General features: G+C 73.8%; 16 protein-coding genes and 1 riboswitch. Of the genes, 8 read left to right on the top strand and 8 right to left on the bottom strand.

All coding sequences use genetic code 11. The features are described from left to right. Positions 1-7: 7 nt before the first annotated feature. From ACFVGS_RS11270 to ACFVGS_RS11255, 4 genes are all read right to left on the bottom strand, one after another. Positions 8-574, bottom strand: a complete 567-nt coding sequence (locus tag ACFVGS_RS11270) for a hypothetical protein (RefSeq protein ID WP_384418574.1) — start codon at positions 572-574, stop codon at positions 8-10. 91 nt (positions 575-665) lie between these two features. Next, positions 666-1,724 carry a prenyltransferase gene (locus tag ACFVGS_RS11265; protein ID WP_384418666.1) on the bottom strand — a complete coding sequence of 353 codons (1,059 nt, stop codon included), beginning with the start codon at positions 1,722-1,724 and terminating at the stop codon, positions 666-668. Between the two features lie 14 nt (positions 1,725-1,738). Next, positions 1,739-2,539, bottom strand: a complete 801-nt coding sequence (locus tag ACFVGS_RS11260) for a class I SAM-dependent methyltransferase (protein ID WP_384418571.1) — start codon at positions 2,537-2,539, stop codon at positions 1,739-1,741. A 61-nt stretch (positions 2,540-2,600) separates the two neighbouring features. Beyond that, complete coding sequence (locus ACFVGS_RS11255) at positions 2,601-3,926, bottom strand: glycosyltransferase family 4 protein (protein WP_384418568.1); 1,326 nt, start codon at positions 3,924-3,926, stop codon at positions 2,601-2,603. Between the two features lie 207 nt (positions 3,927-4,133). On the opposite strand from ACFVGS_RS11255, the gene ACFVGS_RS11250 reads away from it, so the two are divergent. After that, on the top strand, positions 4,134-4,760 hold the full coding sequence (locus tag ACFVGS_RS11250) for a TetR family transcriptional regulator (protein ID WP_384418565.1): 627 nt from the start codon (positions 4,134-4,136) through the stop codon (positions 4,758-4,760). A 35-nt stretch (positions 4,761-4,795) separates the two neighbouring features. Here the strand turns inward: ACFVGS_RS11250 and ACFVGS_RS11245 are convergent, their stop codons facing one another. The 4 genes from ACFVGS_RS11245 to ACFVGS_RS11230 form a co-directional block, all read right to left on the bottom strand. Then, complete coding sequence (locus tag ACFVGS_RS11245) at positions 4,796-5,332, bottom strand: hypothetical protein (protein ID WP_384418561.1); 537 nt, start codon at positions 5,330-5,332, stop codon at positions 4,796-4,798. A 74-nt stretch (positions 5,333-5,406) separates the two neighbouring features. Further along, positions 5,407-5,892, bottom strand: coding sequence for a DUF4148 domain-containing protein (locus ACFVGS_RS11240; protein WP_384418558.1), 486 nt, complete (start codon positions 5,890-5,892; stop codon positions 5,407-5,409). Between the two features lie 51 nt (positions 5,893-5,943). After that, positions 5,944-6,177 (bottom strand): ferredoxin, encoded by a 234-nt coding sequence (locus ACFVGS_RS11235; protein WP_384418555.1) that lies wholly within the window; start codon positions 6,175-6,177, stop codon positions 5,944-5,946. After that, on the bottom strand, positions 6,177-7,682 hold the full coding sequence (locus tag ACFVGS_RS11230; protein ID WP_384418553.1) for an aldehyde dehydrogenase: 1,506 nt from the start codon (positions 7,680-7,682) through the stop codon (positions 6,177-6,179). Before ACFVGS_RS11230 ends, ACFVGS_RS11235 begins: the two co-directional genes overlap by 1 nt. A gap of 239 nt (positions 7,683-7,921) precedes the next feature. Here ACFVGS_RS11230 and ACFVGS_RS11225 point away from each other — a divergent pair, with 239 nt between their 5' ends. The 7 genes from ACFVGS_RS11225 to ACFVGS_RS11195 all read left to right on the top strand — a co-directional run bounded on the left by ACFVGS_RS11225 (position 7,922) and on the right by ACFVGS_RS11195 (position 15,693). Then, on the top strand, positions 7,922-8,380 hold the full coding sequence (locus ACFVGS_RS11225) for a hypothetical protein (protein WP_385692326.1): 459 nt from the start codon (positions 7,922-7,924) through the stop codon (positions 8,378-8,380). Between the two features lie 92 nt (positions 8,381-8,472). Continuing rightward, positions 8,473-9,525 (top strand): MBL fold metallo-hydrolase, encoded by a 1,053-nt coding sequence (locus tag ACFVGS_RS11220; protein ID WP_384418547.1) that lies wholly within the window; start codon positions 8,473-8,475, stop codon positions 9,523-9,525. Between the two features lie 140 nt (positions 9,526-9,665). Continuing rightward, positions 9,666-9,738: riboswitch (cobalamin riboswitch) on the top strand. 94 nt (positions 9,739-9,832) lie between these two features. Then, complete coding sequence (locus ACFVGS_RS11215; protein WP_385692323.1) at positions 9,833-11,152, top strand: prenyltransferase/squalene oxidase repeat-containing protein; 1,320 nt, start codon at positions 9,833-9,835, stop codon at positions 11,150-11,152. After that, positions 11,149-11,874, top strand: coding sequence for an SCO2322 family protein (locus ACFVGS_RS11210; RefSeq protein ID WP_385692321.1), 726 nt, complete (start codon positions 11,149-11,151; stop codon positions 11,872-11,874). Before ACFVGS_RS11215 ends, ACFVGS_RS11210 begins: the two co-directional genes overlap by 4 nt. After that, positions 11,871-13,049 carry an energy-coupling factor transporter transmembrane component T gene (locus tag ACFVGS_RS11205; protein WP_385692319.1) on the top strand — a complete coding sequence of 393 codons (1,179 nt, stop codon included), beginning with the start codon at positions 11,871-11,873 and terminating at the stop codon, positions 13,047-13,049. The genes ACFVGS_RS11210 and ACFVGS_RS11205 overlap by 4 nt, the downstream gene beginning before the upstream one ends. Beyond that, the gene (locus tag ACFVGS_RS11200) at positions 13,046-14,785 is read left to right on the top strand and encodes an ABC transporter ATP-binding protein (protein WP_385692317.1); all 1,740 of its coding nucleotides are present in this window, start codon (positions 13,046-13,048) and stop codon (positions 14,783-14,785) included. The genes ACFVGS_RS11205 and ACFVGS_RS11200 overlap by 4 nt, the downstream gene beginning before the upstream one ends. After that, on the top strand, positions 14,782-15,693 hold the full coding sequence (locus tag ACFVGS_RS11195) for an ECF transporter S component (RefSeq protein WP_385692315.1): 912 nt from the start codon (positions 14,782-14,784) through the stop codon (positions 15,691-15,693). Before ACFVGS_RS11200 ends, ACFVGS_RS11195 begins: the two co-directional genes overlap by 4 nt. The last annotated feature ends 120 nt before the right edge of the window (positions 15,694-15,813 follow it).

Below are 15,813 nucleotides of genomic sequence, written 5' to 3'. Positions count from 1 at the left end.
CCGGGCCTCAGCCGCCGCTCAGCTGGGACGCGCTCGGCACCTTGTCGACGACCTCGGCGCCCGCGCTCCTCCCCGCGTCCTTCACGCTGTTGATGATGTTCTCGAAGGACCCGATGTCGCCCTCGGTGGCCTCGCCCTTGCGCAGCTTCGTCCCGAGGTCCTTCAGGGACTCGATCCCGGCGCTCAGCGGCGCCACCGCCTTCGACAGCAGGGCGTCGCCCTTGGCGTTGTTCACGGCCGCCTTGAGGCGGTTGTACGTGAAGGCGCCCGCGAGGCCCGCCTTGACCAGCGCGAAGGTCCGGCCGTCCGCGCCCTTCTTGAACTTGCCCGCGCGGTACGGCTTGACGATCCACTGGTACGTGGCGCCCGCCGCCAGGCCCGCGTTCGCCACGAACCGGGTCTTCGCCAGCTTCTGCTGCTCGAAGCTCGCCGAGGCCGAGGCCGTCGGCGTGGAGTCGGCGCTCGTCGACATGCTCTGCGTGCTGTCGCCGCCGCACGCGGCGGTCGTGGCGAGCAGCGCACCGGACAGGAAGAGCGCGACGAGGGCGCGGCGCGCGCGTATGAGGCTGGGCACGGTGGAACCTCCCTGGGGCCCGGGGACTGTGGCGCCAGCCTCGCCCGGGCGCGCGGGGCACGCACCCGGGGTCCGCCAGGGGAGTGAACGGTCAGCCGCAGCAGTCGGGCTCCAGGCCGTGCGGCAGCCGTTCGCCGCCGAAGACGGCGACCGTCGCCTCGTCGCCGCCGAGCGCCGCCACGGCGAGCAGCAGCGAGCCGGCGGTCCAGGTGGTCTGCTCCTCCGGCCAGACGGCCTTGTCGCCCTCGAAGACGTAACCCGTCCAGTAGTTGCCGTTCTCGGCCCGCAGGTGGCCGATGGAGGTGAGGACGTCCAGGGCCCGGTCCGACTCGCCCATCGCCCACAGGGTGAGGGCGAGCTCGCAGCTCTCGCCGCCGGTCACCCACGGGTTGGGCAGCACGCAGCGCACGCCGAGGCCGGGCACGACGAAGTCGTCCCACTTCTCGTCGATCCGGGCCTTCGCGGCGTCGCCGGTGACGGCGCCGCCGAGGACCGGGTAGTACCAGTCCATCGAGTAGCGGGACTTGTCGAGGAAGCGCTCGGGGTGGTTGCGGATCGCGTGGCCGAGCGCGCCGGCCGCCAGCTCCCAGTCCGGCTGCGGCTCCTCGCGCTCCTCGGCGATGGCGAGGGCGCAGCGCAGCGCCTGGTGGATGGAGGAGCTGCCGGTGAGCAGGGCGTCGGTCACGGGGGTGCCGTCGGCCTCGCGCTTCCAGCCGATCTCGCCGCCGGGGCGCTGGAGTCCGAGGACGAACTCGACGGCCGCGTAGACGACGGGCCACATCCGGTCGAGGAAGGCGTCGTCGCCGGTCGACAGGTAGTGGTGCCAGACGCCGACGGCTATGTAGGCGACGAAGTTGGACTCGCGGCCGCGGTCGGTGACGTCCTCGGGGTCGCCGTCGTGGTAGGCCGCGTACCAGGAGCCGTCGGCGTTCTGGTGCCGGGCCAGCCACTCGTAGGCGCGGCGCGCCGCCTCGTGCTCGCCCGCGGTGTCCAGGGCCATGGCGGCCTCGGTGTGGTCCCACGGGTCGAGGTGGTGGCCGCGGAACCACGGTATGGCGCCGTCCTCGCGCTGGACGGCGAGGATGCCGGCGACGGTCGTGGCGGCCTGCTCGGCGGTGAGTACCCCGGGCAGGACGAGGTGCTCCGCCATCCGCTCGGGAAGGGTCACTTGGCGTCGGCCTTCGCGGCGTCGGCGGCCACGGCGTCGGCCCGCGCCGGCTCGGCCTGCGCCGGCTCGGCGTCGGCCTTCGGCAGGTGGGGCTTGGTCGCGTAGGCCACGAAGCTCTTGCCGACGACCGGGTTGAGCAGCTGCTCGGCGACCCGGGTCAGGGCGGGCTTCTTCATGATGTCCCAGACCAGGAGCTTGTGGTACGCGCGGACCGGCAGCGCCTTGTCGTTGTCCACGCCGAAGGCGCACTTGAGCCACCAGTACGGCGCGTGCAGCGCGTGGGCGTGGTGGGTGCCGTACGGCCTGAGGCCGGCCTGGCGCATCTTGGCGAGCAGCTCGTCGGCCTTGTAGATGCGGATGTGGCCGCCCTCGACCTCGTGGTACTCGTCGGAGAGCGCCCAGCAGATCTTCTCCGGGCCGTAGCGCGGGACGGTGACGGCGATCCGGCCGCCGGGCTTGAGGACCCGGACCATCTCGGCGAGCACGCCCTTGTCGTCCGGGATGTGCTCCATGACCTCGGAGATGATGACGACGTCGAAGGACTCGTCGGGGAAGGGCAGGTTGAGCGCGTCGCCCTCCATGGCGGTGGCGCTGGCGCCGGCCGGGGCCTCACCGGCCTCCTTCATCGCGGCGAACCACTTCGCGACCTCGCGGATCTCCTCGCCGTTCTGGTCGAGGGCGACGACCTGGGCGCCGCGCCGGTAGCACTCGAAGGCGTGCCGGCCCCCGCCACAGCCCAGGTCGAGCACGCGGTCGCCGGGGGCGAGCGGGAAGCGGGTGAAGTCGACGGTCAGCACGGAGTCTGCCTTTCAGTGGCGTCGCGGGTCGCGGAGGTGAGGCGGCCGCGGTGTCGTGGGCTCAGTGACGGGGTGCCGCGGCGCGGCCCTGGCGGGCGAGGGCCTCGCGGTAGAGGTCGGCGGTGCCCTGGGCGGCGCGGGCCCAGGTGAAGTTGGCGAGGACCCGGTCGCGGCCGGCCCGGCCGAGGCGGGCGCGCAGCTCCGCGTCGCCGAGCAGCCGCCCGAGCCCCGCGGCGAGCGCGCCCGCGTCGCCGGTGGGCACGGCGAGACAGGTCTCGCCGTCGGCTCCGGCGACCTCGGGGATGGCGCCGCCGGTGGTGGCGACCAGCGGGGTGCCGGTCGCCATGCCTTCGGCGGCGGGCAGCGAGAAGCCCTCGTAGAGGGAGGGGACGCAGGCGACCTGGGCGGAGCGGTAGAGGTCGACGAGCTCGGCGTCGGTGACGCCCTTGACGAACCGGACGGCTCCGTCGAGCCCGTACCGCTCGATGGCCTGGGCGACCGGCCCGTCCTCGGCGCGCTTGCCGACGACGACGAGGTGGGCGTCGGGGTGCTCGGTGCGGAGCTTGGCGAGGGCCTCGATCAGGTAGACCAGGCCCTTGAGCGGCACGTCGGCGCTGGAGGTGGTGACGATCCGGCCGGGCACCTCGGCGACGGACGGGTCGGGGGACCACAGGTCGGTGTCGGCGCCGATGTGGACGACCTTGACGCGGTCCTCGCGGACGCCGAGGTGGTCGACGATCTCCTGGCGGGAGGTGCCGGAGACGGTGAGGACGGACGGCAGCCTGCGGGCGACCCGCTTCTGCATGCGGGTGAAGGCGTACCAGCGGCGGACGGAGGCGCGGCGCTTCCAGTCGGCGGCGGCGTCGAGTTCGAGCTGCCGGTCGACGGTGATGGGGTGGTGGATCGTGGTGACCAGCGGGGCGCCGAGCGCGCGCGGGCCGCCGAGGAGTCCGTAGCCGAGGGTCTGGTTGTCGTGGACGACGTCGAAGTCGCCGCGGCGGGCGGCGAGCATGCGCCGGGCGCGGAGCGAGAAGGTGAGCGGCTCGGGGAAGCCGCCGGTCCACATGGTGGCGACCTCGAGGGCGTCGATCCAGTCCCGGTACTCCTCGCGCTTCGGCGTGCGGAAGGGGTCGGGCTGGCGGTAGAGGTCGAGGCTGGCGATCTCGGTGAGCGGGACGCCCTCGTCGAGCGTGGGGTACGGCTGGGAGCCGATGACCTCGACGCTGTGGCCGAGGCGGGCGAGCTCGCGCGAGAGGTGGCGGACGTAGACGCCCTGACCGCCGCAGAACGGGTTCCCCTTGTACGTGAGGAGAGCGATCCGCAACGGACCGTCACCGCCCGGGCCCGCACCCTGTCGGGGGCTTGCCTCTATGGCCTCCGCGGTCAACTGCGACCCCCTTCGAGCGTGCTTTTCGCGGGAGCGTAACCGCCCGCGCTAATCTAGAACAAGTTACAGACTTGATCCTTCGAGGAGCACAGAATCTACCGGCTGGTAGCGCCGTCGGGAGATCCGGAACAGGTGATTCGCACCACGGCACGGCCACCGTCATACTGTCGCTCCGCCACCGCACGGCACCGCACGGAACGGGACCCCATGAACGCGGAAGACAGACCTGCGTCGCCGCCCCTGACAGAGCGCCAGGAAGCACGCCGCCGGCGCATCCTGCACGCCAGTGCGCAGCTGGCCGGACGCGGCGGTTTCGACGCCGTGCAGATGCGGGAGGTCGCCGAGGCGGCCGGAGTGGCGCTCGGCACGCTCTACCGCTACTTCCCGTCCAAGATCCATCTGCTGGTCGCCACCATGCAGGACCAGCTCCAGCACATGCACACCACGCTGCGCAAGCGTCCGCCCGCGGGCGAGGACCCGGCCGAGCGGGTGGCCGAGACCCTGATGCGGGCCTTCCGCGCGCTGCAGCGCGAGCCGCAGCTGGCGGACGCGATGGTCCGGGCGCTGACCTTCGCCGACCGGAGCGTGAGCCCCGAGGTCGACACGGTGTCGCGGCTGACGACGGCGATCATCCTGGACGCGATGGGGACGGAGCACCCGACGCCGGAGCAGCTGTCCGCGGTGCGGGTGATCGAGCACACCTGGCACTCGGCGCTGATCACCTGGCTGTCGGGACGGGCCTCGATCGCACAGGTGAAGATCGACATCGAGACGGTCTGCCGGCTGATCGACCTGACCGCGCCCGGGTCCGCGAAGGCACCCGGACGCGGCTGAGGCCGCCGGCGCCGGTGACGCCGGAAGTCCGGGGCTCAGGACTTCTTGTTCTTCTCCAGGTCGGCCTTGAACAGCGCCTCGCACACGGGCGTGCTGTCGCTGGCGATGAACATCACCATCTTCACCGGGCCCATGCTGTGGTCGCTGGCCTTCAGCTGCCAGGTGCCCTTGGTGAGCGTCTGGACCGTCGAGCCGCCCTGGGAGAAGTTCTGGCCGGGCTTCCAGTCGCCCTTGCCGAGGGCCGCGACCGTGTCCGTGTAGGACTTCTTCGGGTCGGCGGCCTTCTTGGCGTCGGCGGTCCAGGAGACCATGCACTTCTCCAGACCGGGCGGAATCTGCTCGCCGGAGGCGTCCTGCACGAAGCCCGCTCCGGTCGCCGCGGTCTCGATCTCGGTCCGCACGGCGTCCGCCGTCAGCTCCTCGCCGCCGGCCTCCGAACCGCCCGTCGTCGAACCGGCCGAGGAGGAACCGCCCGTGGACGAACCCCCCTTGTCCGAGCCGCCGTTGCTTCCGCAGCCCGCGACCAGCAGCACCACACCGGCGGCCGCGGCCGCCACCATCGCCTTGCGCACAACACTCCCAATTCCGCGCGCACAAGGGCCTCTTGCCCCCGTGATCAAGGGAGTAGTTTTGCATATGGGAACCCCTACCCATCGGGGTCGGGGCCGGAGGAGGGACCCGACCGGGCGACGCAGGCGTCCTCGGTGGCCATCAGGCTGATCTGTCCGGTCGCCGGTATGCCGCGGAACTCCGCCACCAGGCTCCAGCCGTCCTTCGTGAAGGTGTGCACGACGTCACCGGTCTCCGTCCTGCCGGACTGCCGCCAGCCGCGCTCGCGGAGTCCGCTCAGCACCGTCTCGTACCGCCGGCTGTCGACCGGCGCGAGCCGCGTGCCGCGGCCCTTGTACATGACCAGGCACTTCGCCCAGGTGTCGGCCGGGGCGGCCTTCGCCAGGGCCTCCCAGGACGGGTCGTCGGGCGGCGCGCCGGCTTCGGTCCTCGCGGCGGTCAGTTCCTCCCGCACCTGTTCCTTGGTGAGCGGTCCGGACTCCCCCGGCCCCTCTCCCGAGCAGCCCGTGGCCGCGAGCGTCACCATCGCGGCCAGGACCACCGCCGTCGCCGTTCTCTTCACGTCCGATCCCCTCCCGACACGGGAGGAGTGTTCCACGCGGGGGACGCGCCCCTAGTCCTCAGGCGGGAACACCGGCTCCCCGCCGTCCGCCAGGGCGATCGAGATCGCCTCCACCGGGCAGCCCTCCGCCGCCGCGAGGATCCGCTCGTTCGCGTCGGACTCCGGGTCGCGCGGGTGGGACTGGCGGGCGGCGTCGAGGCGGAAGCCGTCCGGGGCGTGGTTGACGCACATGCCGGAGCCGATGCACACGCCCCGGTCGACCTCCACGTGCCAGCGGTCGCCCATCACGCCCCACCCGGCCCCTCGTTGCCGGACGGTGCCTCGTTCCCGGACGGTCCCTCGTATCCCGCCGGCAGGTGGATCATCTTGTGCTCCAGGTACTCGGACAGCCCCTCGGGGCCGAACTCCCGGCCGAGGCCGGAGTTCTTGTAGCCGCCGAAGGGTCCGAGCATGTCGAGGCTGAAGGTGTTGACGTTGAAGGTTCCGGTGCGGACCCGGCGGGCGAAGTCGACGCCGTGCTCGACGTCGCCGGTCCAGACGCTGCCGGAGAGCCCGTAGTCGGAGTCGTTCGCGATCCGCAGGGCCTCGTCCTCGTCCTCGTACGGGAGGAGGCAGATGACCGGGCCGAAGATCTCCTCGCGGGCGATCCGCATCGCGTTGTCGACGCCGCCGAAGAGGGTCGGCTCGACGTACCAGCCGCGCTCCAGGCCCGCCGGACGGCCGCCGCCGGCGAGGACCTTGGCGCCCTCGGCCTGGCCGATGCCGATGTAGTCGAGGGAGCGCTGCTGCTGGCGGCGGGCCACGAGCGGGCCGACCTGGGTGGCCGGGTCCAGCGGGTCGCCGACCACGAGCGCGCCGGCCGCGGCCGCGAAGGCCTCGGCGAGTTCCTCGTAGCGGGAGCGCGGGGCGAGGATGCGGGTCTGGGCGACGCAGGCCTGGCCGTTGTTCATCCACGCGGCGGGGGCGATCCCGGCGACGGCCGCCGCCACGTCGGCGTCGGGCAGGACGACGGCGGCGGACTTGCCGCCGAGTTCGAGGGTGACGCGGGTGAGGTTGCGGGAGGCGACCTCCATCACGCGCTTGCCGGCCCCGACCGAGCCGGTGAAGGAGACCTTGTCGACGCCGGGATGCCCGACCAGGTACTCGCTGACCTCCCGGTCCGCCGGCAGGATCGAGAGGACGCCTTCGGGCAGACCGGCCTCGGCGGCGATCTCGCCGAGGATGTAGGAGTCGAGCGGCGACTCCGGCGAGGGCTTGAGGACCACCGTGCAGCCGGCGAGCAGCGCGGGCCCGAGCTTGGCGGCGGCGGTGAACTGCGGCACGTTCCAGGGCACCACGGCCGCCACCACGCCGACCGGCTCGCGCCGCACGAGCAGCGGGCCGAGGACTCCGGAGCGCCGCTCCTCGTACGCGTACTGCCTGGCCACCGTGATCGCCGAGTCCCACACCATCATCGCGCCGAGTGCCTGGGCGAGGACGGACCAGGAGTAGGGCGAGCCGTTCTGGGAGCTGATGGAACGGGCGATCTCCTCGTGCCGTACGGCGATGGCGTCCTTGATCCGCCCGACGACCTCGATCCGCTCCTCCAGCGTCGACCGAGGCCAGGGCCCCTGGTCGAAGGCGCGGCGCGCGGCGGCGACGGCGCGGTCGACATCGGCCTCGGAGGCGTGCGGGACGCGGCCGATGACCTCCTCGGTGTGCGGGGAGATCACCTCGATGACCTCGCTGCCGAGCGGGTCGGTCAACTCGCCGCCGATGAACAGTTTTCCGTGCTCCACAAGCTCGGTCATGACCGACTGCCTCCCGGAACCACGCGTCGATGCCGATACCGCACCGGCGATATCTGACAGTGTTTCAGAACTGATACCAGTTCTAGTTATGCTTGGCCAGACTCGGGAGGGGCGGGCATGACCGGCAGGCGTGACCGGCGCCCCTGTTCTAGACTTTGAGACGGAGCGGAAGAACCCGCGGCCCGCGCGCGTTCCCGGCCGCCGACGTCACCGCTCCTCCCCCGCCCTGAGGAGCTGCCATGCGTACCCTCGCGCGCTCACATCCGCACCGGGCGCGGCGCATCACGGCCGTCGCGGTGTCGGCCGCCGCCGCTTTCGCCCTCACCGCCCCCACCGCCTCGTCGGCGCCCGCGCCGGCCGCGCCGGCCCAGCCCGAGAGCGCCTCGGCCCCGGCCAGGGCACACGAGTCCTTCCTCTTCCAGTACACGTTCAACGGGCACCTGAAGATCGGCGGAGGCAACTTCACCGTCGGCGGCCCGGTCACCCTGTACGTCAAGTACAACAACGGCACGGTCGCCTTCCGCCAGACGGTCACCGCGAAGACGCACTCCATCACCCCCGGCGGCGCGATCTACGTGGAGACGAACATCGCCTCGCCGTGCGCGCCCGGCAACAACGGCTACGCCCGCGCGTACGACCGCACGACGGGCATCTGGTCGCCGCGCCTCCCCGTGCCCATCTGCCAGCGGATCGACTGAGGCAATGACGACCCAGTCGTTCTGACGGAGCGTCAGTTCTCGTTATAGTGCTGCTGCGACCGCCGTACCGGTACGCAGAGACGAGGACGCTCATGACGCAGGTGACCGACGCGGTGACCGAGCACGGCGGGGGCGTCTGGTCGTTGCGGGTGCCCATTCCGGACAACCCGCTCGGACACACCCTGGTGCACGTCCTCGACACCGGCCGCGGGCCCGTGCTCGTCGACACCGGCTGGGACGACCCCGAGTCCTGGGCCGAACTCACCGCCGGACTACGGGCCCTGGGGCTCGCCCCGGCCGACGTCCACGGCGTCGTCGTCACCCACCACCATCCCGACCACCACGGCCTGTCCGGCAAGGTGCGCGAGGAGTCCGGCGCCTGGATCGCCATGCACGCCGCCGACATCGCCGTCGTCCGCCGCACCCGCGACGCCGAGCCCGGGACCTGGCTCGACTACCTGGCCCGCAAGCTCGCCGCCGTCGGCGCGCCCGACGAGCACACCGCCCCGCTGCTCGCCGCCCGCTCCGCCGGCGGCCGGACGCGGACGCTCCCCGGGCTGCGCTCCGCCCTGCCCGACCGCGAGATCGTCCCCGGCGAGCTCCTCGACCTGGCCGGCCGCCGGCTGCGCGCCGTGTGGACGCCCGGCCACACGCCCGGCCACGTCTGCCTCCACCTGGAGGAGGCCCACCCGGCCGGTCTCCCCGGCCACGGCCGGCTGTTCTCCGGCGACCACCTGCTGCCCGGGATCAGCCCGCACATCGGCCTGTACGAGGACCCCGACGAGGCGACGGTGACCGACCCCCTCGGCGACTACCTCGACTCGCTGGAACGGATCGGCCGTCTCGGCGTCGCCGAGGTGCTCCCGGCCCACCAGTACGCCTTCGCGGACGCCGCCGGCCGGGTCCGCGAACTCCTCGCCCACCACGAGGACCGCCTCACCGGCCTCCTCGCCCTGCTCGCCGTGCCGCTCACCCCCTGGCAGCTCGCCGAACGCATGGAGTGGAACCGCCCCTGGGACCGCATCCCGCACGGCTCCCGCAACATCGCCGTCAGCGAGGCCGAGGCCCACGTCCGCCGCCTGGTGAAACTGGGCCGCGCCGAGCCGGTGCCGGGCACGGACCCGGTGGCGTACGTGGCCGTGTGACGCACGGGGCCGGGTCGCGTGCCCGGCCGTGCGGCGCACCTCGCCGTGTGACGTACGTGTACGTGGCCGTGTGACGTACGGCTCCGGGAGGCGCCGGGGCCCGGCCGGTAAAGTGGGCGGTCGTCGTCATGCCCGTACGGGGGGAAGCCGGTGGGAATCCGGCACTGACCCGCAGCCGTGAGCCACCGCGACGGGTGGCGAGTCGGAATGCCCGGTACGGGACGTGAGCGCCGGCACCGTCGAGGAATACGGCGCCGGAGGCTGGCCCCCCGGGGTGCCGGTGTCCGGTGCCCGCAGAGAGGGACCCATGATCAGCGTTCGCCGCGCCGCCGCCGCACTCGCGGCCGGTGCCGTGCTCAGCACCACCGCCGCCGGAGTGGCCGCCGCCGCACCCTCGCCGACCCCCTCGCCCGTCAGGATCCCGGCCGGGCTCTACGGCAAGACCGACCCGACCTACGACGGCGTCTGGCGGCAGTCGCTCGCCTTCCTCGCCCAGCGCACCTCCGGCATCCAGCCCGCCGACCAGGCCGTGGACTGGCTGCTCGGCCAGCAGTGCGCCAACGGCGGCTTCGCCGCGTACCGCACCGACCCGGCGAAGGCCTGCGACGCCAAGACCATGCCGGACAGCAACTCCACCGCCGTCGCCGTCCAGGCGCTCGGCGCGGTGAAGCGCCAGTCCGCCGACCCGGCGAAGACCGAGAAGGCCGTCAAGGCGGGCGTCGCGTGGCTCAAGAGCGTCCAGAACAAGGACGGCGGCTGGAGCTACCTGCCCGGCGGCCCGAGCGACGCCAACTCCACCTCGATCGTCATCGGCTCCCTCGCCGCGTCGAGCGTCCGGCCCGGCGCCGTGAAGTCGGCCGACGGCAAGACCCCGTACGACGCGCTCCTCACCTTCGCCCTGCCCTGCACGGGCGAGGCGGCCGAGGGCACGGGCGGCGAGGCCGCCAAGGGCGCCGGCAGTGAGGCGGCCAAGGCCGCGGCCGGCGGCGCGGGGGCGTTCGCCTACCAGCCCGACAAGAACGGCAAGCTCCTCGCCAACGCCGACGCCACCGCCGCCGCCACCCTGGCCGGCCTCGGCAAGGGCATCACCGCCCGCGGCGCGCAGCCCGAGCAGAAGCCGGTCTGCACCGACCAGCCGGCCAGGCCGACGCCCGAACGGGCCGCCCTCAAGGGCGCCTCCTACCTCGCCGCGCAGCTCGCGGAGACCGGCCACCTCACCGCGCCCCCGATGCCCGGCGCCACCGAGCCCGCCGCACTGCCCGACTACGGCAACACCGCCGACGCCGTCGTGGCGCTCGCCGCCTCCGGCGCGAAGAAGGAGGCCACCGGCGCACTGGCCTGGCTGGAGAAGAACTCCGCGAACTGGGCCGAGACCAGCGGCCCGGCCGCCTACGCCCAGCTCGTCTTCGCCGCGCACGCGATGGACACCGACCCGCGCAGCTTCGGCACCGTCGACCTCCTGGAGAAGCTGAACGCCACCGGCCCCGCGCCCAAGGCCCCCGACAACTCGCAGGCGTCCGCGGGCGCCGACGAGGACGAGGGCGGCTTCGACGTGTGGTGGATCATCGGCATCGGCACGGTCGTCGGCGTCGGCATCGGCTTCCTCCTGAGCGGCCGCAAGAAGTGAGGACCCGGCTCGCCGCGGGCTTGGGCGCCGCGGTCCTGACGCTCGCCGTCGCGGCGCCCGCCGGGGCCGAGTCCGGCTACCGCTACTGGTCCTTCTGGGAGAACCAGGGGGCGGGCGCGGGGGCGAAGTGGGGCTACGCCTCGCAGGGCCCGGCGACCGCCCGGCCCGCCGACGGCGACGTCGTCGGCTTCCGCTTCGCCGTCAGCCGGGACGCCGCCGACGCGACGCGGCCCTCCGCCCTCCCCGACTTCACCCGGATCTGCTCGGGCGTCGGCAAGGAGGCCGGCACGAAGCGGGTCGCCGTGGTCGTCGACTTCGGCGGCACCGAGGACGCGCCGCCCGGCGAGACCCCGCCGAAGCCGGCGGTGCGGACGGACTGCCCGCGGGTACGGGAGGACGCCACCGCCGCGGAGGCGCTGGCGGCGGTCGCCACGCCGCTGCGGTACGACAGCAACGCGCTGCTGTGCGGGATCTCCGGCTACCCGCGGCAGGGCTGCGGCGAGCAGGTCGCCCTGCCGGACACCGACTCCGGGACGAAGCCGCCGCGGACACCCGCGGACGCGCCCTCGACCTCGACGGGCCTGGCGAGCTCTTCGGCCTCGTCGGCCTCGTCGTCCTCGTCGGACACCGGTGGTCCGTCCCTCGGCCTCGTCGCGGGCGGAGCCGCCGTGCTCCTCCTCGGCGCCGCGGGCGTCTGGCAGGCCCGCCGCCGCGGTCGATGACCGCGAGGCCGACACCGGGACCGGCGGCCCGGCTGCGGGCGCCGGAGGCGACGCGCTCCAACGCCCTGCACCCAGGCGCCTGGTGGCTCTGGGCGCTCGGGCTCGCCGTGGCCGCCTCGCGGACCACCAATCCGCTCCTCTTCGGGCTGATCGTGGGCGTCGCCGGCTACGTCGTGGCCGCCCGCCGTACCGACGCGCCCTGGGCCCGCTCGTACGGCGCGTTCGTGAAGCTCGGCCTCTTCGTCGTCGGGCTCCGCGTCCTCTTCTCGCTGCTCCTCGGCTCGCCGATCCCGGGCACGCACCTGCTGTTCACGCTGCCCGAAGTACCGCTGCCCGACTGGGCGCAGGGCATCCGGCTCGGCGGCCGGGTCACGGCCGAGCAGCTGGTGTTCGCGCTGTACGACGGACTGAAGCTGGCCACCCTGCTGATCTGCGTGGGCGCGGCGAACGCGCTCGCCAGTCCCTCGCGGCTGCTGAAGTCGCTGCCGGGGGCGCTGTACGAGGCCGGGGTCGCCGTCGTCGTGGCGATGACGTTCGCGCCGAACCTCGTCGCGGACGTCGTGCGGCTGCGCACCGCCCGCCGGCTGCGCGGCCGCCCCACGGGCGGCGTGCGGGCGCTGCTCCAGATCGGACTGCCGGTGCTGGAGGGCGCGCTGGAGCGTTCGGTGGCGGTGGCCGCGTCGATGGACGCGCGCGGGTACGGCCGTACGGCGCAGGTCCCGCCCGCCGTCCGGCGCACGACGAACGTGCTGACGCTCGGCGGGCTGCTGGGCGTGTGCGCCGGCTCGTACGGGCTGCTGGCCGCGCAGGGCGCCGGGTACGGGCTGCCGCTGTTCGTGGCCGGGCTCGTCGCGGCGGTCGCCGGGCTGCGGCTCGGCGGACGGAGGACCGTGCGCACCCGGTACCGGCCGGACCGCTGGGGCGTGCGGGCGTGGCTGGTCGCGGGTTCCGGCGTGGCGGTGGCGGTCCTGGTGATCCGTACCGGCGCGGCCGTGCCGGAGGCGCTGCACCCCGGCGTCGTACCGCTGGAGGCGCCCGCCCTGCCGGTGTGGCCGGCGGTTTCGGTGCTGGTCGGCCTGCTGCCGGCCTTCGTGGCGCCCGTGCCACCCGTGGCAGGCGAGGTACGAGACGTACATGACGTACATGACGTACGCAAGGAGAGTCAGCGCCCGTGATCCGCTTCGAGAACGTGTCGGTCACGTACGACGGCGAGGCAGGCCCCACCCTCAGGAACGTCGACCTGACCGTGCCCGAGGGCGAGCTCGTGCTGCTCGTCGGCCCGTCGGGCGTCGGCAAGTCGACCCTGCTGGGTGCCGTCTCGGGCCTGGTCCCGCACTTCACGGGCGGCACGCTCGGCGGCCGGGTCACGGTCGACGGGCGGGACACGCGGACGCATCCGCCGCGCGAGCTCGCGGATCTGGTGGGCACGGTCGGGCAGGACCCCCTCGCGCACTTCGTCACCGACACGGTCGAGGACGAGCTGGCGTACGGCATGGAGTCGCTCGGGCTCCCGCCCTCGGTGATGCGGCGGCGCGTCGAGGAGACGCTCGACCTGCTCGGCCTCGCCGAGCTGCGCGACCGTCCGATCGCCACGCTCTCGGGCGGACAGCAGCAGCGGGTCGCGATCGGCTCGGTGCTGACGCCGCACCCGAAGGTCCTCGTGCTCGACGAGCCGACCTCGGCGCTCGACCCGTCGGCCGCGGAGGACGTCCTGGCCGTCCTCCAGCGCCTGGTCCACGACCTGGGCACGACGGTCCTCATGGCGGAGCACCGCCTGGAGCGGGTGGTGCAGTACGCGGACCAGGTCCTCCTCCTGCCGGAGGCGGTCATCGGCCCGCCCGCCGAGATCATGTCCGTCTCCCCGGTCCATCCCCCGGTCGTCGCCCTGGGCCGCCTGGCGGGCTGGGACCCGCTGCCCCTGTCGGTACGGGACGCACGCCGCGCGGCCGGCCCGCTGAAGTCCCGCCTGGCGGGCCTCCTCCCCCGCTCCGCGCCGCCGCCGGGCGTCGCGGACGGCACGCGCCCGCTCACCGCTCCCGACACCGGAGCCACCCCGCCCCGGCCCCCTGCCCGGGCCGAAGGCGGGCGGGGTGGGCGGAACTCGCTGTTCAGGCGGCGGCGTGCGGTGGCCGATCCCTCCACCGCGGCTCCCGCCGGACCCCTCGTGTCCGTCGACCGCCTCGCCGTTCGTCGCGGGCGCGTCGAGGCGCTGCGGGAGGTGACGGTGCGGGTCGGGGCCGGGGAGACGGTCGCGCTCATGGGGCGGAACGGGGCCGGGAAGTCCACGCTGCTCGGGGCGCTCGTCGGCATGGTCGCGCCCACGGGCGGCCGGATCCGGGTCGCGGGGCTCGCCCCGCACACCACCGATCCGCGTGAGCTGATCAAGCAGGTGGGACTGGTGCCGCAGGAACCGCGGGACCTGTTGTACGCCGACACCGTCGCGGCGGAGTGCGCCGCGGCCGACGCCGACGCGGGCGCCGCGCCCGGCAGCTGCCGACAGCTGGTGTCGGAGCTGCTGCCGGGCGTCGCGGACGGCACCCACCCGCGGGACCTGTCCGAGGGCCAGCGGCTGGCCCTCGCGCTCGCCGTCGTCCTGACCGCCCGCCCGCCGCTCCTGCTGCTCGACGAGCCGACCCGCGGTCTGGACTACGCGGCGAAGGCGCGCCTGGTGACCCGCCTGCGGGCGCTCGCCGCCGCGGGGCACGCCATCGTGCTCGCCACGCACGACGTGGAGCTGGCGGCGGAGCTCGCGCACCGTGTCGTGGTCGTCGCGGGCGGTGAGGTGGTCGCCGACGGCCCGACGGCCGAGGTCGTCGTCTCCTCCCCGGCCTTCTCCCCGCAGGTCGCGAAGATCCTCGCGCCGGAGCCGTGGCTCACGGTCGACCAGGTGGAGGAGGCGCTCCGCCCGTGAACGGCTCCCCCGCCACCGGCTCCCTCGCCACCCCCGCCGCACGGCCCATCCGGCTCGGCCCCCGCTCCGTGGCCGCGCTGGCGCTCGTCTCCTTCGTCGGTCTCACCGGCATCTGTTGGCCGCTCTTCGCCGACGCGGACTCCGCCGTCACCGACCACGCCGCCGACGCCCCCTGGCTCTTCGCCCTCGTCCTGCCGCTGCTGATCGCGGTCGTCGTGGCGACCATCGCCGACTGCGGCATGGACGCGAAGGCGGTGGCGATGCTGGGGGTGCTCGCCGCCGTCGGGGCGGCGCTGCGGCCGATCGGTGCCGGGACGGCCGGCCTGGAGCCCATGTTCTTCCTGATGGTGCTGAGCGGCCGGGTCCTCGGCCCGGGCTTCGGCTTCGTCCTGGGCGCGGTGACGATGTTCGCCTCGGCGCTGCTCACGGGCGGCGTGGGGCCGTGGATGCCGACGCAGATGCTGGCCATGGGCTGGTTCGCGATGGGCGCGGGCCTGCTGCCGGGCCCGGCGGGCCTGCGGGGCCGGCGCGAGCTCCTGATGCTCTCCGCGTACGGCTTCCTCGCGGCGTTCGCGTACGGCACGGTCACCAACCTCTACGGATGGGTGACCGTCAGCGGCGGGCAGAACCCGGGCGCGGGCGGGATCTACTTCGTCCCTGGTGCCCCGCCCGCCGAGAACCTGGTGCGCTTCCTCGCGTATGTCCTCGCCACCTCCCTCGGCTGGGACCTCGGCCGCGCCCTGCTCACCGTGGTCCTCACCCTGACCGTCGGCGGCCCGCTCCTGCGAGCCCTCCGGCGGGCCACGCGGCGCGCGAACTTCGAGGCCCAGGTCACATTCGCGGGTCCTGGGAGGGCCCCTCGGGGTGAGGCCCCTCATAGGACCCAGGTCACGTACGAACCGGAATAGTAGCCGGGACGAGCCGCACAAATCGCCCCATACGCGTACGTGACCTGCGGAAACGGGACGGGACCTACGCACGGGTCCCGCCCGGGACCACCAGCCCGGGTCCGAATCCTCCTCGTACAG

The sequence above is a fragment of the Streptomyces sp. NPDC127114 genome (assembly GCF_042677525.1).
Taxonomy (GTDB): domain Bacteria; phylum Actinomycetota; class Actinomycetes; order Streptomycetales; family Streptomycetaceae; genus Streptomyces.
Note: the sequence above shows the minus strand (reverse complement) of the source record. Positions and strands in the feature narration are given on the sequence as shown.

Coding starts and splice junctions, on each gene's coding strand:
- ACFVGS_RS11265 (WP_384418666.1), bottom strand. CDS start 1,724: ATGGCGGAGCACCTCGTCCTGCCCGGGGTACTCACCGCCGAGCAGGCC.
- ACFVGS_RS11250 (WP_384418565.1), top strand. CDS start 4,134: ATGAACGCGGAAGACAGACCTGCGTCGCCGCCCCTGACAGAGCGCCAG.
- ACFVGS_RS11235 (WP_384418555.1), bottom strand. CDS start 6,177: ATGGGCGACCGCTGGCACGTGGAGGTCGACCGGGGCGTGTGCATCGGC.
- ACFVGS_RS11230 (WP_384418553.1), bottom strand. CDS start 7,682: ATGACCGAGCTTGTGGAGCACGGAAAACTGTTCATCGGCGGCGAGTTG.
- ACFVGS_RS11225 (WP_385692326.1), top strand. CDS start 7,922: ATGCGTACCCTCGCGCGCTCACATCCGCACCGGGCGCGGCGCATCACG.
- ACFVGS_RS11220 (WP_384418547.1), top strand. CDS start 8,473: ATGACGCAGGTGACCGACGCGGTGACCGAGCACGGCGGGGGCGTCTGG.
- ACFVGS_RS11215 (WP_385692323.1), top strand. CDS start 9,833: ATGATCAGCGTTCGCCGCGCCGCCGCCGCACTCGCGGCCGGTGCCGTG.
- ACFVGS_RS11205 (WP_385692319.1), top strand. CDS start 11,871: ATGACCGCGAGGCCGACACCGGGACCGGCGGCCCGGCTGCGGGCGCCG.